At 64.7% G+C, this 23,424-nt stretch carries 20 protein-coding genes; 6 read left to right on the top strand and 14 right to left on the bottom strand.

Annotated elements, in window-relative coordinates:
* Positions 1–637 precede the first annotated feature (637 nt).
* The 9 genes from FHY19_RS18875 to cmk form a co-directional block, all read right to left on the bottom strand.
* Positions 638–2,494, bottom strand: a complete 1,857-nt coding sequence (locus tag FHY19_RS18875; RefSeq protein ID WP_259167784.1) for a monovalent cation:proton antiporter-2 (CPA2) family protein — start codon at positions 2,492–2,494, stop codon at positions 638–640.
* A 167-nt stretch (positions 2,495–2,661) separates the two neighbouring features.
* On the bottom strand, positions 2,662–3,555 hold the full coding sequence (gene galU / locus FHY19_RS18870) for a UTP--glucose-1-phosphate uridylyltransferase GalU (RefSeq protein WP_046962674.1): 894 nt from the start codon (positions 3,553–3,555) through the stop codon (positions 2,662–2,664).
* Complete coding sequence (locus tag FHY19_RS18865) at positions 3,555–5,462, bottom strand: nucleoside-diphosphate sugar epimerase/dehydratase (protein WP_259149161.1); 1,908 nt, start codon at positions 5,460–5,462, stop codon at positions 3,555–3,557. Before FHY19_RS18865 ends, galU begins: the two co-directional genes overlap by 1 nt.
* Positions 5,463–5,475: 13 nt before the next feature.
* Positions 5,476–6,450, bottom strand: coding sequence for a glycosyltransferase family 4 protein (locus FHY19_RS18860; protein WP_259167782.1), 975 nt, complete (start codon positions 6,448–6,450; stop codon positions 5,476–5,478).
* Between the two features lie 266 nt (positions 6,451–6,716).
* Positions 6,717–7,895, bottom strand: a complete 1,179-nt coding sequence (gene lapB / locus FHY19_RS18855) for a lipopolysaccharide assembly protein LapB (protein ID WP_039409755.1) — start codon at positions 7,893–7,895, stop codon at positions 6,717–6,719.
* Between the two features lie 6 nt (positions 7,896–7,901).
* Positions 7,902–8,207: a LapA family protein gene (locus FHY19_RS18850; RefSeq protein WP_259149150.1), complete on the bottom strand. Its 306-nt coding sequence runs from the start codon at positions 8,205–8,207 to the stop codon at positions 7,902–7,904.
* Between the two features lie 67 nt (positions 8,208–8,274).
* Positions 8,275–8,586: an integration host factor subunit beta gene (locus FHY19_RS18845; RefSeq protein WP_046962676.1), complete on the bottom strand. Its 312-nt coding sequence runs from the start codon at positions 8,584–8,586 to the stop codon at positions 8,275–8,277.
* Positions 8,587–8,672: 86 nt separating this feature from the next.
* Positions 8,673–10,358: a 30S ribosomal protein S1 gene (gene rpsA, locus FHY19_RS18840; RefSeq protein ID WP_016903550.1), complete on the bottom strand. Its 1,686-nt coding sequence runs from the start codon at positions 10,356–10,358 to the stop codon at positions 8,673–8,675.
* 182 nt (positions 10,359–10,540) lie between these two features.
* Positions 10,541–11,224, bottom strand: coding sequence for a (d)CMP kinase (cmk, locus tag FHY19_RS18835; RefSeq protein WP_046962677.1), 684 nt, complete (start codon positions 11,222–11,224; stop codon positions 10,541–10,543).
* Positions 11,225–11,396: 172 nt separating this feature from the next.
* On the opposite strand from cmk, the gene ykgO reads away from it, so the two are divergent.
* From ykgO to FHY19_RS18805, 6 genes are all read left to right on the top strand, one after another.
* Positions 11,397–11,522, top strand: a complete 126-nt coding sequence (gene ykgO / locus FHY19_RS18830) for a type B 50S ribosomal protein L36 (RefSeq protein WP_005913193.1) — start codon at positions 11,397–11,399, stop codon at positions 11,520–11,522.
* A gap of 211 nt (positions 11,523–11,733) precedes the next feature.
* Positions 11,734–12,063, top strand: coding sequence for a hypothetical protein (locus FHY19_RS18825; RefSeq protein WP_259148761.1), 330 nt, complete (start codon positions 11,734–11,736; stop codon positions 12,061–12,063).
* A gap of 228 nt (positions 12,064–12,291) precedes the next feature.
* On the top strand, positions 12,292–13,326 hold the full coding sequence (locus tag FHY19_RS18820) for an agmatine deiminase family protein (RefSeq protein WP_259167779.1): 1,035 nt from the start codon (positions 12,292–12,294) through the stop codon (positions 13,324–13,326).
* A gap of 112 nt (positions 13,327–13,438) precedes the next feature.
* Positions 13,439–14,323 carry a carbon-nitrogen hydrolase gene (locus FHY19_RS18815; RefSeq protein WP_259167777.1) on the top strand — a complete coding sequence of 295 codons (885 nt, stop codon included), beginning with the start codon at positions 13,439–13,441 and terminating at the stop codon, positions 14,321–14,323.
* 4 nt (positions 14,324–14,327) lie between these two features.
* On the top strand, positions 14,328–14,855 hold the full coding sequence (locus FHY19_RS18810) for a GNAT family N-acetyltransferase (RefSeq protein ID WP_259148756.1): 528 nt from the start codon (positions 14,328–14,330) through the stop codon (positions 14,853–14,855).
* Positions 14,856–14,859: 4 nt separating this feature from the next.
* The gene (locus FHY19_RS18805; protein WP_259148754.1) at positions 14,860–16,080 is read left to right on the top strand and encodes a TraB/GumN family protein; all 1,221 of its coding nucleotides are present in this window, start codon (positions 14,860–14,862) and stop codon (positions 16,078–16,080) included.
* A 105-nt stretch (positions 16,081–16,185) separates the two neighbouring features.
* Here FHY19_RS18805 and FHY19_RS18800 read toward each other — a convergent pair whose 3' ends face one another.
* The 5 genes from FHY19_RS18800 to FHY19_RS18780 are packed head-to-tail and all read right to left on the bottom strand — an operon-like array spanning position 16,186 to position 23,423.
* Positions 16,186–17,112 (bottom strand): endonuclease/exonuclease/phosphatase family protein, encoded by a 927-nt coding sequence (locus FHY19_RS18800; RefSeq protein WP_259168140.1) that lies wholly within the window; start codon positions 17,110–17,112, stop codon positions 16,186–16,188.
* A 50-nt stretch (positions 17,113–17,162) separates the two neighbouring features.
* On the bottom strand, positions 17,163–20,300 hold the full coding sequence (locus FHY19_RS18795; protein WP_259167775.1) for a discoidin domain-containing protein: 3,138 nt from the start codon (positions 20,298–20,300) through the stop codon (positions 17,163–17,165).
* Between the two features lie 26 nt (positions 20,301–20,326).
* Positions 20,327–21,163 carry a carbohydrate ABC transporter permease gene (locus FHY19_RS18790; protein ID WP_259167774.1) on the bottom strand — a complete coding sequence of 279 codons (837 nt, stop codon included), beginning with the start codon at positions 21,161–21,163 and terminating at the stop codon, positions 20,327–20,329.
* Positions 21,160–22,044: a sugar ABC transporter permease gene (locus tag FHY19_RS18785; RefSeq protein ID WP_011258869.1), complete on the bottom strand. Its 885-nt coding sequence runs from the start codon at positions 22,042–22,044 to the stop codon at positions 21,160–21,162. Before FHY19_RS18785 ends, FHY19_RS18790 begins: the two co-directional genes overlap by 4 nt.
* A complete protein-coding gene (locus tag FHY19_RS18780; protein WP_259167772.1) occupies positions 22,041–23,423 on the bottom strand; it encodes a sugar ABC transporter substrate-binding protein in 1,383 nt (460 codons plus the stop codon). Before FHY19_RS18780 ends, FHY19_RS18785 begins: the two co-directional genes overlap by 4 nt.
* Position 23,424 lies beyond the last annotated feature (1 nt).

The following is a 23,424-nucleotide window of genomic DNA, read 5'->3' as shown; positions in this document are numbered from 1 at the left end:
GCTGCGCGTCCGCTGCGCCTGTCTCGAACCTGCGCGCCATCGGGCGGCAGCGCTGCTCCTTGAGGCGGTTCGCAGCCGTGGCTGGGGGTGACATTGGTGTTGAGTGCGCGGCCTCACCTGACTGCTTGCTGTTGGCGATGTCTTGTCGATCACGTCAGGAGCTGGAGACGTTGGTTGTTTGGGAAAGTCGGACGCCGTGGGTAGATGTAGTGCAGAGCACATGATCTGCGTACTGGCTGCAGGCCCCTTGCCCGCCTACCACTGCGGGACACGCCGTGAATCCATCCGTGGAGGCTCTTATGCGGCCCCCATCCCGCATAAGGTCCCGGGGCTGCAGGTGGGCAAGAGCCAATCGAGATGGTCGCTGTGCATGGTTGCAAGCAAGCATGAGTGCAGTCGTCTGACTGCTGACGCTTCATCGCAATGCTGGAGTACCGCCAGCTGTTGACGTGGCTGCTACGTGGCCACCGACCAAGGTCCTGGCGCGGTAAGGGCGCCCGCGCACGACGACTCGACATCACCATCGGGCCACTCCAACAAGCACCAAACAACTGCACTACCGCAAGCCAGGTTCATACACCCGCACAGCCGGTTCCCGCGCAGCCCCCCACACCCACCTGACGATTGCGAGGTGTTGTCAGGCGCGGTTGGTCTCTGCTGCGGTCTCTGCACTGGCCTGCGGCAACGCATCGCGGTTGAGCGACCGGCTCTCCCGGCGCGGCGGCGTGAACGGCGTGGGCTTGGGCACCGTCGGCGTGATGTTGCCGAACATCAACCCTGCCCCGGCACGGACATTCCCCGCGGCGATTTCCAGCTCCAGCCGCTCCGCATCGCGGCGGCGGATCTCGCGCGCGATCGTGCCGGCCTCGTCCTCATCCACGCCCAGCTCGACCAGCGCCATCTGGCCGAAGGTCACCGCCGACTCGAAGGTTTCGCGGATCTGGTAATCCACACCAGCCGCGATCAGTTGCAGCGAATGCTCACGATCGAACGAACGCACCAGCAGGCGCGCATGCGGAAACTCGCGGGTCGCTAGCTCGACGATGCGGTTGGCCGCTTCGCGATCGTCGATGCATACCGCGATTGCACGCGCACTGTGCGCGCCGGAGGCGTGCAGCACATCGAGCCGCGTGCCGTCGCCGTAATAGATCTTGAAACCGAACTCTTCTGCGCTCTGGATCATCTCGATGTCGTTATCGATGATGGTCACGTCCACGTCGCGCGCCAGCAGCGACTGGCTGGCCACCTGGCCGAAGCGGCCGAAGCCGATGACCAGCACGCTGCCGGTCTGACCGTTGGCCGCTTCCACTCCCTCCAGCGACACCTCCGGCGCGGGCGTCAAACGCCGCTGCACCAGGACGAACAACGGCGTCAGCGCCATCGACAGCACCACGATGGCAGTGAGGGTGGCATCGACCTGCGCATCGATCACGCCCGATGCCGAGGCCGCGGCAAACAACACAAAGGCGAACTCGCCACCCTGCGCCATCAGCACACCACGGTCCATTGCCTGGCGATGATCACTGCCCATCACCCGCGCCACCGCATAGATGCAGATCGCCTTGCCCACCATCAGCGCCAACACGCCGACGAGGATGAGCCGCCAGTCGGCTGCGACCACGCGCAGGTCCAGGCTCATGCCCACACCCAGGAAGAACAGGCCCAGCAGGATGCCGCGGAACGGCTCGATATCCGCTTCGATCTGATGGCGGAAGGTGGATTCGGACAACAGCACCCCGGCGAGGAAAGCGCCCATCGCCATCGACAACCCACCTAACTGCATCAGCAGCGCCGCGCCCAACACCACCAGCAGCGCCGCGGCCGTCATCACCTCGCGCGCCTTGGACGCAGCCAGGACCCGGAACAGCGGATTGAGCAGCCAGCGCCCGGCAACCAGCAGGCCGACGATGCAGGCCAGGCCGATGCCGATGTCGTGCCAGCGCTGCGACGCGGCCTGAGGGTCGCCACTGGAACCCATCCACGCCACGATCGCCAGCAGCGGGACGATCAGCAGGTCCTCGAACAACAGGATCGCCACGATCTTCTGCCCCGAAGGCAAGGCCACGTCGCCGCGCTCGGCCAGCAACTGCATCACCACCGCCGTCGAGGTCAGCACGAAACCGGACGCGGCCACGAAGGCGACCGGTGGCGGAAAACCCAGCAACATCCCGATACCGGTCAGCACCAGTGCGCACAGGCAGATCTGCACGGTGCCCAGGCCGAAGATTTCCTTGCGCAGGCTCCACAGATGCGACGGCCGCATCTCCAGCCCGATCACGAACAGGAACATCACCACGCCCAATTCGGCGACATGCAGGATCGCCTGCGGGTCGTCGAACAGGCCCAGTCCGAAGGGCCCGATCGCCAGCCCCGCTGCCAGATAGCCGAGCACCGAGCCCAGGCCCAACCGGCGAAAGAGCGGGATAGCAACAACCGCAGCGCCCAGCAGAGCGACAACGTTGATCAGTTCACTGGCTTGCGCAGATTGGCTCATGCCTGGATTCTAACGACACGCACGCGCCGACGCCTTGCATCTGCTTGCTTGTTGCACCGGCCAGCCCGGATGCCGACGTTTCCACGAAGCCTCCCCCTGTGATCGGGGCGCCAAAACGACGAACGACGCCAGCTGGCGTCGTTCGTGATGAAACATTCGTGGCGCGATCAGCCGCGCGCGTCGGCCTGGGCCAATGCGTTGCGCAGGATTTCCTTCGCCGGCCCACCATGCTTCTCATGCTCGAGCGCAAAGTGGACGGTCGCCTCGATCAAACCGATGTGCGCGCCGCAATCGAAACGACGGCCTTCGAAACGGAACGCGTCGACCTGCTCTTTCTTCAACAACTCGGCAATGGCATCGGTCAGCTGGATCTCGCCGCCGGCACCTGCACCGGTGGCTTCGAGCAACTCGAAAATCTTCGGGCTGAGCACATAGCGACCGACCACGGCCAGATTGCTCGGGGCCACTTCCGGCTTGGGCTTTTCGACGATCGCATTGATGCGACCCTTACGGCCATCGAATGCGTCGGTGGACACGATGCCGTAGCTGGCGGTCTTGTCGTGCGGCACGTCTTCCACGGCGATGACGCTGCCACCGGATGCTTCGGCCACATCGGCCATCTGGGTCAGCGCGGCGTCGCCACGGTTCCACATCAGATCGTCCGGCAACAGCACCGCGAACGGCTCATCGCCGACCACGGCCTTGGCACACAACACCGCATGCCCCAGACCCAGCGCCTCGGCCTGCGTCACGAAAATGGCGCGAACCCCTTCCGGCAGCGCATGCCGCACCAGCTCCAGCTGCTCCAGCTTGCCCGCACGCTCGAGCTTCTGCTCCAGCTCGTAGGCCTTGTCGAAGTAGTCGGCGATCGAGTGCTTGTAGCGATTGGTCACGAAGATCAACGTATCGCAGCCGGCCTGGATGGCCTCGTCGACGGCGTACTGGATCAATGGTTTGTCGATGATTGGCAGCATTTCCTTCGGCACCGTCTTGGTCGCCGGAAGAAAGCGGGTCCCAAGACCTGCGACGGGGAATACGGCCTTGCGAATACGCTGGCTCATTACAGTCTTCTGACCTCACGTGCGGGGAATGGAACGACCGTATCAGATCGCGCGTCGACTTTCCGTCGAGCAGCCGCAAAATCCGGCATCAGGCTACCCAGCACAGTCTCCATTGCCTTGATGTCATAGCGATTAACCGCCTCGCGCAGACGCGTCACCAGCTGCAGCACCTGCTCGTGCGAGAACTCGCGCACGCCGGCTTCCAGGATCTTGGGATGCGCGGTCGGGCGGTAGTCTTCGTCGGAGTAGAACAGCGTCTCGTGCAGCTTCTCGCCCGGACGCAGACCGGTGTAGAGAATCGCCACATCCTTGCCCGGCTGCTTGCCGGCAAGACGGATCATCTGCTCGGCAAGCAGCCGGATCGGCACCGGCTCGCCCATGTCCAGCGTATAGATCGCGCCATGCGAGGCCGAGGCAGCTGCCTGGATCACCAACTGGCAGGCCTCGGGGATGGTCATGAAGTAGCGCGTCACATCCGGATGCGTCACTGTGACCGGGCCACCCTGGCGGATCTGCTCGCGGAACAGCGGCACCACGCTGCCGGCCGAATCCAGCACATTGCCGAAGCGCACGGTGATGAAGCGCGTTGGCGCATCACGCGCGTCAAGACTCTGGCAGATCATCTCCGCGTAGCGCTTGCTAGCGCCCAGCACATTGACCGGCTCGACCGCCTTGTCGGTGGAAATGAACACGAACGTCTCGATGCGTGCACGCTGACAGGCACGCGCCACGTTCTCGGTCGCCAGCACATTGTTGCGCACGGCCTCGCGCAGCTGCTCTTCCAGCAAGGGCACCTGCTTGTACGCGGCGGCATGAAACACCGCGTCGGGGGCGGCGGTATTCAATGCGTGCGCTACCACGGCCGGGTCGCCGCAATCGCCGAGCACCCGTACCACTTCGATATCCGGGAACAATCGACGCAGGTCCGAATCGATGGTCAACAGCGCCAGCTCGTCGATTTCCAGCAGCACGATACGCCGCGCCCCATGGCGCGCGCACTGACGGCAGACCTCCGAGCCGATCGACCCGCCGGCACCGGTCACCATCACGGTCTTGTTGGTCAACCAGTCGCGGATCAGGCGCCAGTCCGGCGTCACCGGCTTGCGATTGAGCAGGTCCTCGATGGCGACCTCCTTCAATTCGCCGGGCAGCGAGCGGCCTTCCAGCACATTGATCAGCTTGGGCACCATCCGGAACGGCAGGCCGGTACTCTCGCAGATCGCCACCACGCGCTGCATGCCGGATGCATCGAGCGACGGGATCGCGATCACCAGCAGCTTGGCGGCGGTCTCTTTCGCGATCGACGCGGCCTGATCCAGATTGCCCAGCACGTTGAGGCCCTGAATCTTTGCGCCATGCAGGTTGTTGGCATCGTCCAGAAAGCCGACCGGAACGAAGGTGCCGGTGCGGCGAAGGTCGCGCACCAGACCTTCGGCAGCCCGCCCGGCGCCCAGGATCAGCACGCGTTGCGCCGCATCTCCGGAGTGCGCAATCTGGTAGTCCTTCCAGGCGCGATACAGCAGGCGTGGCGTCCCCAGCAGCGCAGACAGCGCAAACGGATAGACCACCAGGACCGACAACGGCACGCCGTCCAGGCGGTCGTACGACAGCGCCAATACGATCGCCACCAGGCCGAGAAAGCTCGACTTGAAGATGTTCCACAGGTCGGGCACCGACGCGAAGCGCCACAGCCCGCGGTACAGCCCCATCTTCCAGAACACCAGGCCCTGTGCCACCAGGACCACGGCAGTGCGCCAGTCCCACAGCGGAAGATCCGGCGCCTCGCGCAACATCGAGTAGCGGCCCGCATGCAGCAGCTGCCAGCACACCCAGACCATCAGAAGGTCGTGCAACACGACTGCCACTTGCGGCAGCGCCTTGGTCAAACGGTCACGCCAGGAAATCATAAGAATCCATTATTCAGGAATTGCGCAATCCATCGCGCAGAAAATACCAGCTGGCACTCGCACCCAGGCCCCACACCACTGCCGCCCAGACTTGCTGACCGAACACATCATGACGAAGTAACACAGACAAGCAGACGGCAGCGAGGCTGAAAGCGAAATAAACGGCGGTTACCGGAACGTGCGTCCCAAGCCGGCGCGCCAGACGTTGATAGACGTGCTGGGCGTGAGGCTCCCACCAACGCTGCCCGGCGAGCATGCGAGACAGCAGCGTGAAGCCGGCGTCGACAAGGAACGCCGTCAGCGGCAACCAGCCGATCCACCAGCTCATCTGCCCGCCCGCCACGCTCAGGACAAGCAACGCAGCCAGCACATAGCCAAGCGCACCGCTGCCACCGTCGCCAAGGAAGATGCGCGCGCGCGGAAAATTGAACGGAACAAACCCCAGGCATGCTGCCGCCACCGCCAGGCCGGCCAACGACCAACCCGCCGGAGCCACCAACGCGAATGCCAGCGCAGCCAGCGCGGCCTGCGTGGCGGCCAGTCCGTTGATGCCGTCCATGAAGTTCCAGACGTTGATCAACACCACCGACGCCACCGCGCTGAGAATGCCGTCCACGACGTTGCCCGTGGAATAAATGACCAGCGCCCCAAGCGACGCGGAGGCGGCCAGATGGATCGCAAACCGCAGCCTGGCCGACAACGGCCGATGGTCGTCCCACCAACCCACGCCCGCCACCAGGATCAAGCCGATCGCGAACCAGCCGACCACCATGCGCGCCGCCGGCCACAGCAGGCTTGCCGCCACGCACCCCGACAGAATTGCAGCGACGATCGCCATGCCGCCGCCGCGCGGGGTGGCGACCACATGGCTGCGTCGCTCACCGGGTTCATCGAGCAGACGACGATGCAAGGCATAACGGCGCAGCAGCCACGTTCCCAGCGCCGCAACGCTCACGTGCAAGGCGCACCAGAGCCAGATGTGAGGCATCAGCGCCGATCACCGCTTCGGGAACCACAGGCACGGGATCGACGCATGTGCGATGCAGGCACAGAAAAGCAGCACGGCGGCAAGCCGGCCCGGCCAAGCATGAAATTGACGGGCAAGCCACGGCGTGGGGATCGCGGCTGCATCTGCACCGCCGCAGAACTGCAATCTACGACACAGTGTGATCGCCACCGACGCAGGCTGCGAAGGCGCACCACCCCAGCGTCCAGTGGACCCAATGCACACTGCCGAAAAGACAAAGACACGCCTTACACCACCGCGTAGTTCAACAGCGGCTTGACGGTGCCCCACTCCTTGCAGCTCGGGCATTGCCAATGATGAGTCTTTGCCCCGAACCCGCAACGGGTGCAGCGGTAGCTGGGGTTACGCACCAACAGCTGATCGGTGATGTGCTTGAGATCGTTCAAGGTGCCCACCGGGTCGCTGCCTTCGGCAAGCGTCAGATCGATCAGCGCCGACTCGCCGCGCACCGATGGCCGGTCCTTGAGCTGACGACCGAGATAGGCCAGTGCGGGCGCAACTCCGTCCTGCGCTTCCATCAACTGGGTCAGCGCCAGCACCGGCGCGATACCGCGATAGTGCTCGGTCATCTCCGACAGGAAATTGCGTGCACCGGCGATGTCGCCCACCCGCCGATACGCAGCCATCAAGGCAGGAATGATTTCCGGCAGGTATTCCGGGTCGTGGCGTGCGGCACGCTCGAAGGCGCGCACGGCGGCCTCGTCATGGCCGCGCTCGGCTTCGATACGCCCCTCCAGGATGCCGGCGCGCACGGACGTGCCGTCGGCCTGGTACGCACGCGCAATCGCCTGCAAGGCTTCATCGGCCTTGCCCAGGCCACGGTATCGATCGGCCAGTTCGCATTCGAACTGCGAGATCAGCTTGCCCATCGGCTCGCCGGTGACTTCTTCGTAGCGGGTGGCGTTGTCGATCGCCTTTTCCCAGTCGCGCTCGGCCTGGTAGATCCCGATCAGGTGACGCAGGGCCTGCGGCGCACGCTGATCCAGCTGCGCAAGCTCGGTGAAAACCGTTTCGGCGCGATCCAGCAGGCCGGACTTCATGTAGTCCTCGCCCAGCGCCAGCAAGGCCTGCACACGCTGCTGGTCGGTCAGGTCGGCGCGCTGCACTAGCCCCTGGTGCAGCCGGATGGCACGATCGACTTCACCGCGGCGTCGGAACAGGTGACCCAGCGCGACCTGGGTCTCGAAGGTTTCCTTATCCAGTTCGGCGATATGCAAAAACAGCTCGATCGCCTTGTCCGGCTGCTCGTTGAGCAGGTAGTTCAGACCACGGAAATAGGTGCTGGACAGTCGGCTGACCTGGGTATCGCCATGACGCTGACCACCGCGGCGGCCGACGATCCAGCCACTGAGCGCTGCCAGCGGTAAAAACAGGAAAAACCAGAACCACTCGGTCAGGAAGTCCATACGTGCTTAGAGTCCATCGAGAGGGCGCGGCTCGACTGCGGCAGGCGTGACGGGCCTTGCATCGGCGCGGCTGACCGCAGCAGCCTTGTTGGCCTGACGCAGCTTGGAATAGAGAGGAATGACCACACTGACCAGCACCATGCCGGCACCGATCAACACACCGACCAGCAGCGCGACGATGATCGCCACCCCGGAACTGGTGTGGACACTGGAAAACAGGAAATCGAGAGTGATGTCCTGGGAATTGACCGCACCGATAATCAGGCCGACCAACAGGAAAGCCAGCATCACCAGCAAGCGAAACACCTTCATCGCGCGACTCCGTCGGGAAGGCGCCTAGCTTAACCGAGCCGACATAAACGCAGCGCTAGAGCCGTCGTCACTCGGCGGCATCGGCCAGATCGACCGGGACCACGGAGCTGACACGCTCGCGCAATTCCTTGCCCGGCTTGAAGTGAGGAACATGCTTGCCCGGCAGCGCAACCGATTCTCCGGTCTTGGGATTGCGGCCCAGACGTGGCGGACGGTAATGCAGCGAAAAGCTGCCGAACCCGCGGATTTCGATCCGATCACCATCGGAGAGCGCTTGCCCCATCATTTCCAGCAGTGACTTCACCGCCAGATCCACGTCGTCCGACTTCAGATGCGCTTGGCGTCGCGCCAGGATTTCAATCAATTCGGACTTGGTCATGGGAACTTGCTTTTTTCGACTGACACATCGGAATCGGCCCGGGCATGCCCGGGCCGATCCATCACGCTCTTGTGAGCGCTACGCGCTTACTCGGACTTGTTGCTGTTCAACTGTGCACGCAGCAGCGCGCCCAGCTGAGTCATGCCGCCCGACGCAGCGGAGGACTGGTATTCCTCCAGCGTTTCGCGCATTTCGGCATCGTCCTTGGCCTTGATCGACAGCTGCAGGGTGCGGCCCTTGCGGTCCATGCCCACGAACTTGGCTTCGATCTTGTCGCCGACCTTCAGATGCTGGGTCGCATCGTCGACGCGCTCGTTGGCGATATCGCGTGCAGCGACGTAGCCTTCGATGCCATCGGCCAGGTCGATCGTGGCGCCCTTGGCATCCACTTCACGCACCACGCCTTCGACCTTGGAACCCTTCGGGTTGGAGGCCATGTACTGACCGAACGGGTCCTGCTCCAGCTGCTTGACGCCCAGGCTGATGCGCTCGCGCTCCGGGTCCACTGCCAGCACGACGGCTTCCAGCGTGTCGCCCTTCTTGTAGTTGCGCACAACATCTTCGCCGGTGGTGTTCCAGCTGATGTCGGACAGGTGCACCAGACCGTCGATGCCGCCGTCCAGACCGATGAAGATGCCGAAGTCGGTGATCGACTTGATCTGACCGGACACCTTGTCGTTCTTCTTGTGGGTGGCAGCAAAGGTTTCCCACGGATTGGCGGCAACCTGCTTCATGCCCAGCGAGATGCGGCGACGCTCCTCGTCGACATCCAGCACCATCACCTCGACTTCGTCACCAACCTGCACAACCTTGGACGGGTTGACGTTCTTGTTCGTCCAATCCATCTCGGAGACGTGCACCAGACCTTCGACGCCTGGCTCGATCTCGACGAACGCGCCGTAATCGGTGACGTTGGAGACCTTGCCGAACACGCGGCTGTTGGCCGGGTAACGACGGGCGATGTTGTCCCACGGATCTTCGCCCAGCTGCTTCAGGCCGAGGCTGACGCGGTTACGCTCGCGATCGAACTTCAGCACGCGCACGTCCAGCTCGTCGCCGACGTTGACGACTTCGGACGGATGGCGCACGCGCTTCCAGGCCATGTCGGTGATGTGCAGCAGGCCGTCGATACCGCCCAGGTCCACGAACGCGCCGTAATCGGTCAGGTTCTTGACGACACCCTTCAGGATCGCGCCTTCCTGCAGCTTGTCCATCAGCTGCTCGCGCTCTTCCGAGTGCTCGCTCTCGACCACGGCACGACGCGAGACCACCACGTTGTTGCGCTTGCGGTCCAGCTTGATCAGCTTGAACTCGAGTTCCTTGCCTTCCAGGTAGGCCGGGTCGCGCACCGGGCGCACATCCACCAGCGAACCGGGCAGGAACGCGCGGACATCCTTGATGTCCACGGTGAAACCACCCTTGACCTTGCCACTGATGCGGCCGGTGATGGTTTCGTTCTTTTCCAACGCCTCTTCCAGCTCGTCCCACACCATCGCGCGCTTGGCTTTCTCGCGCGACAACACGGTCTCGCCAAAGCCGTTTTCGATCGAGTCCAGCGCAACCTTGACCTGGTCGCCCACACCCACATCGATCTCGCCAGCGTCGTTACGGAACTGCTCGATCGGCACGATGCCTTCGGACTTCAGGCCAGCGTTGATCACCACCACGTCGCCGCGCACTTCCACGACGGTACCGGTGACGATGGAGCCCGGCTTCAGCTTCGCCAGATTGGCTTGACTGGCTTCGAACAGTTCAGCAAAAGATTCTGTCATTTGGATTTTACTCAGTTGAACACACGGGCGCCGGTCGTCGGGTTGCGACAGAGACGGACCGCCCAGCCTGTTGGTCGACCCCAACAACGAGTCGGTTTAGAAGTAGTAGAACCGCCACGCAGGATGCGCGACGGAGCTTGGAACGCCTTACGGTCGGCGGGACCTGCCCGCTTGCGGAACGCTTACGACGACGTGCGGGCGGACAACACCCCGACCACACGCTGGACGACATCCTCGATCCCTATGCCGCTGGTATCGATCAGCACGGCGTCTTCGGCCGGCCGCAATGGCGCCACCACCCGCTGGGCATCTCTGGCATCTCGGGCCATGATCTCGCGCAGCAGGTCGTCAAAGATAACCGAAACACCCTTTTCCATCAACTGTTTATGGCGACGGCCCGCACGTTCTTCGGCACTGGCGGTCAGGAAAACCTTAAATGCGGCATCCGGGAAGATCACCGTCCCCATGTCGCGCCCATCGGCGACCAGGCCGGGAGCGCGCCTGAATGCGCGTTGGCGCTCCTTCAGCGCGCTGCGCACCTCGGGAATCGCCGCAATGGCCGAAGCCAGGGCGCCGGTGGTTTCCAGGCGCAGTTCGCCGGTCGCGTCCACCCCATTGACCAGCACCCGCAGCCCCGCCTCGCCCGCATCGTCGAACTCGACCCTGGTATCGAAGGTGCAGCGCACCAGCGCGGCCGGGTCGGAGACATCCAGATCGGCCCAGCTCGCCGCCACACCCACCGCGCGATACAGTGCGCCCGAATCGAGGTAGTGCCAGCCCAGCCGGGCAGCCACGATGCGGCTGACCGTGCCCTTACCGGCGCCGGAGGGACCATCGATGGTGAGGACGGGCGAGAGGTCGGTCATTCAGGTTTCCGGGAGGTCATCAGGCGGTAGTGTAGCGCCGCTCGCAGCGATTGCGATGCAACCACTTGAAAGCACGACGAAAAGCCGGTTAGAATCGCCGGCTTAATTCCGGGTGCAGCCTCGATCGCGCGCACTCTTCCATCGAATCCAACCGTTTACGCCGAGGTGTGCCATGAAAGTCCTGTCCTCCCTGAAGTCTGCGAAGACCCGTCACCGCGACTGCAAGGTGGTCCGCCGCCGCGGCAAGGTCTTCGTGATCTGCAAGTCGAACCCGCGTTTCAAGGCGCGTCAGCGCTAAGTAATTACTGCGCGTGCCAGACCCGAGAAAGCCGCCTCCGGGCGGTTTTTTCTTGGCCGGTGCCCGATGCGCCGCCGTCCCTGGCGCGTTGAGACGCGACCTGCGGCCACATGCTGACGCGGCCGCCGGATCGGTATGCACCGCGCCGACGCCTGCTGTGGTTTTTTGCTGTAATCACCGTCCGAATCTTGTCCACTGGGGAGTAGATGACATGCGCAACCGTTTGTTAGTCCTGCCGCTGATCGCGCTGATGGGGATCAGTGCCGCCGCGTCTGCCGAAACGCTGCTGGTCGATCGTGCACAGCAAAAGCCCGCCGCCGCCCTGCCCCTGCGCGGCGACAGCATGAGCCAGGTCGAAGGCCGCTACGGTGCGCCGCAGGAAAAGCTCGACCCGCGCGGCGGCCAGAAGCGCCAGTGGCCGACGATCCACCGCTGGGTGTATCCGGCATTCACCGTGTACTTCGAAAAAAGCAAGGTGATCGATGTGGTGGCCAACCAGGCCGACGCCAACGAGATCGGGCCGAAGCCGCCTATCAAGTAGGACTTGAGATCACCTCGGCCAGTTTGCAGACATCGCGCTGCAGGTCCGGCCCAATGCGTCGCATCACAACGTCGCTGGTCCGTCAGCACTCGGACATGCGTTGCTGCGAATCTGCATCAATGCCTGGCGCGGCAACCTGCGCCAGGATCGCAAGAGCCTGCACTCGGGTGCGGGGTATCGATGAACGTCCGGGCCGCTGCCCGGACACCAAGATGAGTATCGCCTGGCATGACCGACCGTCTTCGCTTTCCCGCCGAGTGGGAACCCCAATCCGCCGTGCTGCTTGCGTGGCCGCATGCCGGTACCGATTGGGCCGAGCGCCTGGCAGATGTGGAAGAGACCTACATCGCGCTGGTTACCGCGATCTCCCGCTTCGAACCGGTGGTCATCTGCGTGGCCGATGACGATCTGCAGATCTATGCCGAAGCGCGGCTGCGTTCGGCGCGGGTGGACATGACGCGCGTGCGGTTTGTGATCGCCGCCTACAACGACACCTGGCTGCGCGATTCCGGCCCGATCACGCTGCGCCAGGATGGCGGCTTCCGCCTGATGGATTTCCGCTTCACCGGCTGGGGCGGCAAGTTCGAGGCCGGCCTGGACGACCAATTGGTGAGCTCGCTGGAAGCGGCACAGGTCTTCGTGCCCGCCCCGGTACAGACGGTGGATTTTGCGCTGGAAGGTGGTGCGATCGAGACCGACGGCGCCGGCACCCTGCTCACTACCTGGACCTGCCTGCACGAGCGTCACCCGCAGCGTACCCGTGAGTCGCTGAGCAGCGATCTTGCTGCATGGCTGTCGCAGGATCGCGTGCTGTGGCTGGACCACGGCTACCTCGAGGGCGACGATACCGACGCGCATATCGACACGCTGGCGCGCTTTGCCGGCCCGGATGCGATCGTCTACCAGGGCTGCGATGTTCCGGGCGATTCGCACTACGCCGAACTGCAGGCGATGGGCAACGAGCTGGCAGCGCTGCGCACCGCCGACGGGCAGCCGTACCGCCTGTTCGTGCTGCCGTGGGCCGAGCCGATCCTGGATCAGGGCCGTCGCCTGGCCGCGTCGTATGCCAACTTCCTGATCGTCAATGGCGCGGTGCTGATGCCGGCGTATGGCGACAAGGCCGATGCGACCGCGCAGGCAGTGCTGGCCGAAGCGTTTCCGCAGCACGAAATCGTGCCGGTGCCGTGCCGTGCGCTGATCTGGCAGAACGGCAGCCTGCATTGTCTGACCATGCAGCTGCCGGCCGGCCTGCTCGCCGCCTAGGCGTTGCGTTCGACGCGGCTGCACACGCTGCGTCGTTTCTTGTTCCGGCCGGCAGGCCGGTGTTATGCCATGGCGCGCTACCTTAGTGCGCACCTTTGCAGGATGAGATGCCATGTCCGGTCACGTTCTTTCTGTCGCGCTGATTCAGGAGCGCAACCACGGCGACGCCGAGGCCAACCTGGCCATCATCGAATCGCGCGTGGCCGAAGCCGCCGCACAGGGCGCCAAGCTGGTGCTGCTGCAGGAGCTGCATAACGGCGCGTATTTCTGTCAGCACGAGTCGGTGGACGAATTCGATCTGGCCGAGCCAATCCCCGGCCCGAGCACCGAGCGCCTGAGTGCGCTGGCCAGACAGCACGGCGTGGTGCTGGTTGCCTCGTTATTCGAGCGCCGTGCCGCCGGCCTGTATCACAACACCGCAGTGGTGTTCGAAACCGACGGCCGCCTGCTCGGCAAGTATCGCAAGATGCACATCCCCGACGACCCGGGCTTCTACGAGAAGTTCTACTTCACGCCGGGCGATCTGGGCTTCACGCCGATCGACACCTCGGTGGGCCGCCTGGGCGTGCTGGTGTGCTGGGACCAGTGGTATCCGGAGGCCGCGCGCCTGATGGCGCTGGCCGGTGCGGAACTACTGCTCTACCCCACCGCGATCGGCTGGGATCCGGACGACCAGCAGCCCGAGCAGGAGCGTCAGCGCGATGCGTGGATCCTGAGCCATCGCGGGCATGCAGTGGCCAATGGCGTGCCGGTGCTGTCGTGCAACCGCGTCGGCCATGAGCCCTCGCCGCTGGGCGCGTCCGGCATCCAGTTCTGGGGCAACAGCCATGTGCTGGGACCGCAAGGTGAGTTCATCGCCGAAGCCGGCCAGGACCCGACCGTGCTGATCTGCGATGTCGACCTGCAGCGCAGCGAACATGTGCGGCGCATCTGGCCGTTCCTGCGCGACCGTCGCATCGACGCGTATGGCGACCTGCTCAAGCGTTACATCGACTGATCGCATGCCCGTCGAGCTGCGTGCAGTCCGCGATGCGGACATCCCGGCGATCACTGCGATCTATGCGGAGCAGATCGCCGGGTTCAATACCTACGAATACAGCGCGCCGTCGAGCGCGGAAATGCATGCGCGCATGCGCGCGATCGTGGATGCCGGTTACCCGTATCTGGTGGCAGAACATGATGGCGCCGTTGTCGGCTACGCCTACGCCAGCGCCTATCGCGCACGTGCGGGCTATCGCTGGACGGTGGAGAATTCGATCTATCTCGCTGCCGACATGCAGGGCCGCGGGATCGGCAAGGCGCTGCTGGGCGAGCTGATCGCACGCTGCGAGCAGCGTGGCGATCGGCAAATGATTGCGGTGATCGGCGATGCCGGTAACCAGGCATCGCTGCGGCTGCATGAACGTTTTGGATTTCGCACGGTCGGAGTGTTCACCGGTATCGGCCGCAAACAGGGTCGCTGGCTGGACGGCGTGCAGATGCAACGCGCGCTCGGCCCAGGCGACACCGTCCCCCCTTCTGATGAATGACCCCATGACCGAGCAGACTCCCCACCTTCTGGACGATGCACTGTCCGGCCAGCCGCACCGCATCGTCGAACGCGACGGCGTGCGCTACACCTTGCTGGGGACTGCCCACGTCTCGCTGGCGAGCGTCGCCGCGGTGCAGCGGGCGATCGGCAGCGGCCGCTACGATGCGGTAGCGGTGGAACTGGACGCGCAACGGCTGCAGGCGCTCAGCGACCCGGACGCACTGGCCCGGCTGGATCTGGTGCAGGTGATCCGCAAGGGGCGCGTGGCCTTGTTTGCCGCCAACCTGGCATTGGCCGCCTATCAGCGCCGGCTGGCCAAACAGCTCGGCATCGAGCCTGGCGCGGAATTGAAGGAAGCGGTGAATCTGGCGCGTGCGCAGGGGCTGCCGGTGCACCTGATCGATCGCGAAGTCGGGCTGACCTTCAAGCGTGCGTCCGGGCGGTTGGGATTCTTCGGCAAGATGAAACTGGCTGGCGGCCTGCTCGGCGGCCTGTTTGCGGCCGACGAAGTGGGCGAAGAGGAAATCGAGAAGCTCAAGCAGGGCGACATGCTGGAGGCAAGCTTCGGCGACTTCGCCAGCGAGAGCCCGGAGCTGTACGAGACGGTGATTGCCGAGCGCGATCGCTACATGGCCACGCGCCTGCGCGAGGAAGCCGGTGCCGGTCAGCACGAAGTGCTGGCGGTCGTCGGCGCCGGACATCTGGCCGGGCTTGCGCGGCATCTGGAACAGGACACCGATGCGCCCGGCCCGCTGCGCGAGTCGCTGGAATACGTGCAGCAGCGCAAGCGCGTTCCCTGGATCACGCTGGGCATCCTGGCGGTGATCATCACCGGCATCGGCATCGGCTTCTGGCGCGGCGGCCTGAGCATGGGCACCGACCTGTTGCTGCAGTGGGCGATGTACACCGGCGGCCTGGCCGCGCTGGGCTGCCTGCTGGCCGGCAGCCACCCGCTGAGCATCCTGACCGCAGCACTGGTGGCACCGTTCAAGCCGTTCCGGCTGAGCGTACCGACCGGTGCCTTCGCGGCGTTGGTCGAAGTGCATATGCGCAAGCCGGCTTATGGGGATTTCCTGTCGCTGCGCGACGATGCGCAGACCCTGCGCGGCTGGTATCGCAATCGCGTGTCGCGGGTGGTGCTGACGTTTCTGCTGACCAACTTCGGCAGCATGGCCGGGGTGTGGCTGGCCGGCGTGCAGATCTTCAATCGCCTGCATGGGTGATTGAAAACCCTGTGGTCCATTGACGCAACGTAGGAGCGCACCTGGGCGCGACGGGCGTTATCGATAATGCGAGTCGCGCCCGGGTGCGCTCCTACGACGATAGCGTTACGGGGCAGCTGGCTGATCGGGCGCCAGCTGCAAGCGTACCCACACACCGTAGTGATCCGATGCCCAGCGGCCCTCGGCGTAAGGCGTGTCGAACAGGATGCGGGCCTCGCGGGCGAGCAGGCGGTTCTGCTGGAAGAAGACGTGGTCGATCCGCGCCGGCGTGTCGAAGACATGCAGATTCAAGGTGCTGACCGAGGCATCGCTGTTGCGGTGCACGCTGCCATAGCTGTCGCCATAGCCCTTGCGTAGCGCCTCCAGATCCAGCGCGTCGGCGGCAGTATTGAAATCCCCGGCGATCACCACCGGCGCCTGCGCGCTGGTGGCAGCAATGAAGTCGAGCAGGTCCCCGACCTGGCGCGTGCGCGTTGCGGTGCCGCGCGCATCGGCGCGTTCGTTGAGATGGGTGACGTAGACATTGACCGGCTGGCCGTCGACATCTACCTGCAGGTGCGCGGCAACCCGGTAGTCGTCCAGCGGTTGCAGCAGGCGCTGATGCCGCGCCAGCACCTTGCGCCGGCTCAGTAACGCATTGCCGTAGCGCTTGGGGGCGCCGGCAGGATCGACCGAGGCGAAGATCACCTCGTACCCCAGCTTGCGCGCCAGCCAGGCAGCCTGGTTTTCCACGCTGCCGCGCCGCTCGATGACCTCCTGCAAGGCGATGACATCCGGCGCCAGTTGCTTGAGTTCCTTGGCGATGTAGGCGCGGCGCGCGGGCCAGTCTTCGCGATCGTGATGCAGGTTGAGCGTGACCAGGGTCAGTCCGCGCGCAGACGGGACTGAAACTGCCTGCCCTGCCCGGTCGCCGGTAGCCGTAGCGCCGCCCTGCCTTGACTGCACGGCAGCGGTCGATGGCCCAGCTTGACGCCGCTGGCCTGCCTGCGCGTGTGCGCAGCACACCGCCAGTGCGAGGACGACGGCACCCAGCCTGGCGCAGCGCCGTTGCGGTCCTGCCCGTCCCGGCCAAGGCGCAGGCGTCATTGCGTGGCGCGCTCGGCCCGCCGCACCGCGCCGGGCACATCGATCTGCACGGTGGCCGGCATCTGCTGGATCCGCAGCTCGCCATTTTGCCAATCCACGGTTTCGCCGTTGACGCTGGCCTTGCCGGGTTCGCCCTGATACGGCCAGACAAACACCACGCCACCTGGCGGCATCAGCAGGCCGGGTTGCAACTGCAGCGACAGCTGCTTTTCGGTGCGCTGCAAGGTGTAGTTGAGGCGGCCGTACGGGGTGCGCAATTCGGCAATGCCGATGCCCTTGCCTTCGAACCAGCGCGTCGGCGTGCCGGCGGCGATCACGATGCTCTGATCCGACTCGCGCATGTACGCGAACATGTCCAATACCGAACGGACGAAATCCGATGCCACCCAGGCATGCGGCAGGTCGCCGACGAAGAACGGCGTGCGCGGCGTGCGAGAGACCACCTCGGCCCACTGATTCCAGGGCTGCGGTGCGCGATCCTTGAAGAAGAATGCGGTCGCGTCCCAGGCGCGCTCGCGCCAGCCCAGCCGCACGAACGCGGCGACGTTGCGCCACTCGTACGGGGTGTAGTCCTTCCACTCGCGCTTGCCGTCGCGACGGTCGGAGAACTCTTTCCAATAGCGTTCGAAGGTGTTGGCCAGCAGGTCCTGCGGCAGGCGCTGCTGCTCGCCGCCCGGCGTCAGCGCGATGGTGGTCGAGGTCGCATCGAAATCGCCGAGCTCGGCCGAACCGGGCAGGAAATCGAGCTTGTGCTCACGCACCGCCGCACCCAGCGAGGCGATCAGGTCGCCGCTGAATTCGTCGCGGGCAGCGCTGAAACGGGTGACGTCCTCCGGCCTGTCGAGGGCGCCGGCCAGCAGGGTGGCGTCCTTGTAACCTCGCAGTGCCCAGAAGTTGTCCCAGTACGAATGCACTGGCTTGGCCGAATAGCCCTCATGGCTGATCGACACCGGCATCATTCCGTAGAAGGCCGGGTTGCGCATGAAGTTGTCTTCGGTGCGCTCGCTGGCGCGCAGCTTTTCCATGTAGTCGAAGGCACCGGCGACATGCGGCCACATCTTCTCCAGGAACGGCCTGTCGCCGGTGTAGCGATAGTACTCGGCGATGTTGTAGATCAGCTCGCCATGGCTGTCGTTTTCCGGCACCGGGTCGCTGCCGCGGTCGTCCACGCAGCACGGCACCATGCCGTCGGCAAACTGATACGGCGCAAACCAGTCGACGTAGTCGCGCACCACATCTTCGCGGCCGAGCCGCAGCAGGCCTTCGGAGATCATTGCGCCATCGCGGATCCAGCTGCGCGAGTACGAGCGTGTGCCCGGCTGCAGACGCGGACCGATGCGCGAGATCAGCATGTGCGCCAGCGCGGTACGCAGCGTATCGACCACCGGCTTGCCCTCGGCCGGCACGCTGATGCGCACGCGATCGAGCTTGCCACGCCATTGCTGGGCCACCTGCTGCTGCGCCTGCTCGGCATCGAAGCCGGCCGGAAGTTGCGCAGCACCGGTCTGCGGAATCACCACGGCCACTTCACGTTTCTGGCCGGGTTCCAGCGTCCAGCGATACAGCAGCACGCCCGACGCCAGGCCGGTTTCGTCCTTGACCTGGGTGACGGTGGGCGGCGTGGCAGCGGTGAGATGGCTGACATCCAGACCGCTGTCGAAGGCGCTGGCAAAGCCGGCATCCGGCCGCTGCACGGCGAACACGCGCGGCTTGCCGTTGACGCTGACCTGCGCGCCGTCCACCGCCAGTTGTTCGATCCGGCTGACGCCACCCAGGGTATTGAGGAACTGCGCCGGCGGGTTGACCTGGAACGGCCGCACTGCCAACGCCAGGGTGAAGTCGCGCGCCTGCTTGCCGGTGTTGTGCAGCTGATAGCGGGCGACCAGTTGCGCCTGATCCGGGGTGCCCTGCACGAACGCGGTGACGCGCAGGTTCATCAGGTCGTGATGCCAGTCGACGCTGGGGATCGGCAGGTAATCGTCCTGCAGGCTTTGCTCGCTGCTGACGTCGGACCAGTGCAATACTTTGCCGCCGGTGACCACGAACGGTTCGATGCTGAAGCCGCCCTTGCCCACTTCCACCGCGCCGTCCTCGCCGATCAGGCCCTGCTCGGTGCCGCCATCCAGACCCAGGATGGTCCAGTACGGCTGCTCGCCGGAAAACCCCCGTGGATAACTGCCGCGCGGCAACTGGCCGGCCAGCGATTTGATGAAGTCGTTGGGCGTTGCCGCAAATGCCAGCGGCTGCAGCTGGACCTCTTTGATGCCGTAGCGCCAGTTCGGGCCGTCCTTCAGGTCGAAACGCAGGTAGCGCGCTTCGGTGTCCGGCAATGCCAGCCAGTCGGTACCACCGGCGCCGGCGGTGACGGTGCGCAGATCGCGCCAGCTGCGGCCATCGGCCGATGCACGCACTGCGTACTGCGAGGCCTGCAGGCCGGGCACCCACTGCACCACCGCGCCTCCGAATTCGCGCACCTTGCCCAGATCCAGCGTGACAGTCTGTTGCTTCACCGCGCCGCTGAGCCAGAAGGTGTCGGGCTTGCCATCGGCCAGGCGTTGTTCCAACGCCGGCGCCGTGTCGGTGATCGCCTCGGCCTTGAGCGGCGAGGTGTCTTCCGGCGGCAATGGGGTGAGCGTCAGGCGATCGAAGCACACCGTGCCCTTGCCGCCGACCTTGTTGTAGATGGTGAACTCGACATCGGCGCTGCTGCGCAGCTGCTTGTCCGCACCCGGTCCCCAGGCCTTTTCGATGTTGCGCTTGCGGTAGTTGAAGGTGGTCCAGTTCTTCGGGAAATTGAAGCCCGGCCGGTTGACCCACCACACGTTGTCGCCGCTGGCATCGATCAGCTTGAGCTGCAGATCGTTGGACGGCGATTCGCCACGCAGCGAAAACCCGATGCGATAGTTCTCGGGGTAGTCGAGCGGCAGTGTGCGGCGGATGCCGACGTAGCCGGACACGCCGTTGAAGTTGTAATCCAGGCACAGCGCATGCCCACCGGAGGGCGTTGCCACCGGGCGCAGCGAGCCGCTGACCTGGTTGGATACCACCAGACGCCAGGCGCCGATGTCGTTGAAGCCGTCGAGCACGCGCTCCTGCGCCTGCGCCGCGCCCGCAGACGTGACGAAAGCGGCCATGGCACACAGTCGCAGGAACACTGGTTTCACCCCTTCACACTCCCCAGCAGAAGACCTTGGATGTAGTAACGCTGCAGCGCCAGGAACAATAGCAGCACCGGAATCACCGTCACCACCGCGCCGGCCATCATCAATTCCACGTCCATGATGTGCTCGCGCGACAACGCCGCCAGCGCCACGGGCAAGGTGTATTGCTCCTGGTCGGTCAACACGATCAGCGGCCACATGAAATCGTTCCACGAGCCCATGAAGGTGAAGATGGTCAGGGTGACCAGCACCGGCTTGAGCATCGGCAGCACGATCTGGAAGAAGATCCGCATCTCGCTGGCGCCGTCGATGCGGGCGGCCTCGATCAACTCGTCGGGAATGCTGCGCGCGTACTGGCGCACCAGGAAGATGCCGAACACGGTGGCCAGTGCCGGCACCACCACCCCGCCGATGTTGTTGACCAGGTGCAGCTGCTTCATCAGCAGGAACAGCGGCAGCATCGCCACTTGCGCGGGAATCACCAACGCGGCCATCAGGATCTTGAAGATGCGCTCGCGGCCGACGAACTGCAGCTTGGCGAAGGCATAGCCGGCCATGGTGTTGATCAGCAGCGAGCCCAACGTGATCAGCCCGGACACCAGCAGGCTGTTGGCGAAGTTGCGCGCCATGCCGGTGCGCGCAAACAGCTCGTGGTAGTTGGCGGTGGTGAACGCCGACGGCAGCATCGGCGGCGGAAACCGGCTGGCCTCGCCAGTGGGCATGAACGACACCGACAGCATCCATAGCAGCGGCGCCAGGCTGATCAAGGCCAGCACCAGCAAGCCGCCGTTGATCAGCACGCCGTTCCAGCGCGATTCGCCGACATCACGACTCATATCAGGTCCTTCTTGCGGCCGAAGCGCAGCATCACGGTGGTCACCGCCAGGATGATCAGGAACAACAGGAACGCCACCGCCGACGCGCGGCCGAGGTTCCACCATTTGAAGCCTTCCTCGAACATGAAATACAGCACGCTGACGGTGCTCTGCAGCGGGTCGCCGCGGGTCATCACGTAGGGCTCGGCAAACAGCTGGAAATAGCCGGAGATGGTGATCACCCCGACCACCATCAGCACCGGGCCGAGCATCGGCAGGGTGATATGCAGGAATTGCTTCCAGCGTGAGGCGCCATCGATGCGCGCGGCCTCATACAGATCCTGCGGAATCGCCTGCAGCCCGGCCAGGAAGATCACCATGTTGTAGCCGAAGTTCTTCCACACCGCGAACAGCATGATGGTCGGCATCGCCCAGCGCGGATCGCCCAGCCAGTCGATGGGGGCGATGCCCAGATGGCTCAGGCCGAAGTTCACCAGGCCATATTTGATATGGAACAGGTAGCGCCAGATCACCGCCACCGCCACCAGCGTGGTCACCACCGGCGCGAACAAGGCGGTGCGGAACAGCGCCTTGAAGCGCGAGGCCTTGGCGTTGAGCAGCAAGGCCGCTCCGAGCGACACGCCGATCGACATCGGCACGCCCAGCAACACGAAGTAGGTGGTGTTCCACAACGACTTCCAGAACAGCGGCGTCTGCAGCAGATCGATGTAATTGCCCAGGCCGACGAAGCGCAGGTGGCTGCTGTCGGCCAATGCGTACAGGTCGAAGTCGGTGACGCTGAGCACCAGCGCGGCGAACACCGGCACGCCGAAGAACATGCCCAGCACCAGGATCGACGGGGCGGCGAATACCCAGCCGGCGACGGAATTGCGCTTCATCATCGTGCCGCCTCCTTGTCCGCTGCTGCGGCTGGCGTTGTGGCCGGCGTCGCGGCTGGTGGTGCGTCTGCCCCACCAGCAGGTGCAGTGGATTCACCAGCGGGGCCGACATGCCCGCCCTCCTGTTCGAAGATCCAGCGGCGTTTGGCCAGAATCTCGTCCACGCGTTTGTCCAGTTCCTGCACGGCGGCCTCGTGCGATTGACCGCCGCGCACCACGCGCTCGGTCACCAGGCGCATTTCCTGCACGATGCGCTCCCACTCCAGCACCTTGGGCGTGGCCTTGACCCGCTCCAGCTGGTCGCCGAAGGCATGCGCCAGTTCGTCGTTGGCCAGCGAGGGCAACTTCCAGGTGCTGCGACGCGGCGGCAGGTCGCCGATGATGGCGTGGAAGCGCGCCTGCACCTGCGGCTGCGACAGGTATTCGATCAGCTTCCAGCTGGCGTCCTTGTGCTGGGACGACTTGAAGATCACCAGGCTGGAGCCGCCGGCAATGCCCGCGCCCAGGCCGTTGGGACCCGGCAGCGGCGCGGTGCCCCACTTGCCTTCCATGCCCGGCGGCTGGCGCAGCTTGAACTCGCGCACGTTCCACGGGCCGGACAAGTAGAACGCGTAGTAACCGTTGAAGAATTCGTACCAGACGTTGGAGACCTGGGTCTCGGACACCTTCGGCGCCCATCCGTTCTGGTACATGGTGTCGTAGAAGCCCAGCGCCTTGCGGAAGCCTTCGCCGCGGAAGTTGCCGTAATTGTCGTGGTCGCGCAGCAGGCGGTCGTCCTGCTGCAGCGCGAACGACAGCTGCTGCTCGAACTCGTTGAGCGGCATCAGGATGGCGTAGCGGTCCGGGCCGACCTTGCGCTTGATCGCTGCCATCACCTGTTCCATCTCGGCCCAGGTCTTGGGCATCTCGTCGTAGCCGGCTTCGCGCAGCAGATCCTTGCGATAGAACAGCAGCCGCGTGTCCACATACCACGGCACGCCGTACAAGGTGCCGTCGACCAGATTGGTGTCCCATACGCCGGGGAAGTAATCCTGCGGGTCGACGATGCTGGAGCGCGCCACGTACGGCTGCATCGGCTCCAGCGTATCCAGCAGGGCGAACTCCGGCAGCCAGGTGTTGCCGAGTTGGCACACGTCCGGCAAGCCATCGGCGGCGAAGGCGGTCAGCAGTTTCTCGTGCGCCGCCGTCATCGGGATGTTCTGCACATCGACCTGGATGTCCGGGTTCTGCTTCTCGAAGTCGGCCACCAGTTCGGCAACCACTTCGGCCTCCTTGCCCATGGCCCAGAAGCGCACGGTGGTCTTGGCGGGATCGGAGCGGTCACATCCCGCCGCACCTGCACACAGGGCGGCGGCCAACATCAACAGTTTCAAAAGGCGCACG

This window comes from Xanthomonas sp. 4461 (genome assembly GCF_024806475.1).
Classification (GTDB): Bacteria; Pseudomonadota; Gammaproteobacteria; order Xanthomonadales; family Xanthomonadaceae; genus Xanthomonas; species Xanthomonas arboricola_F.
The sequence above is the reverse complement of the archived record's forward strand: the minus strand, read 5'-3'. Positions and strand labels throughout refer to the sequence as shown.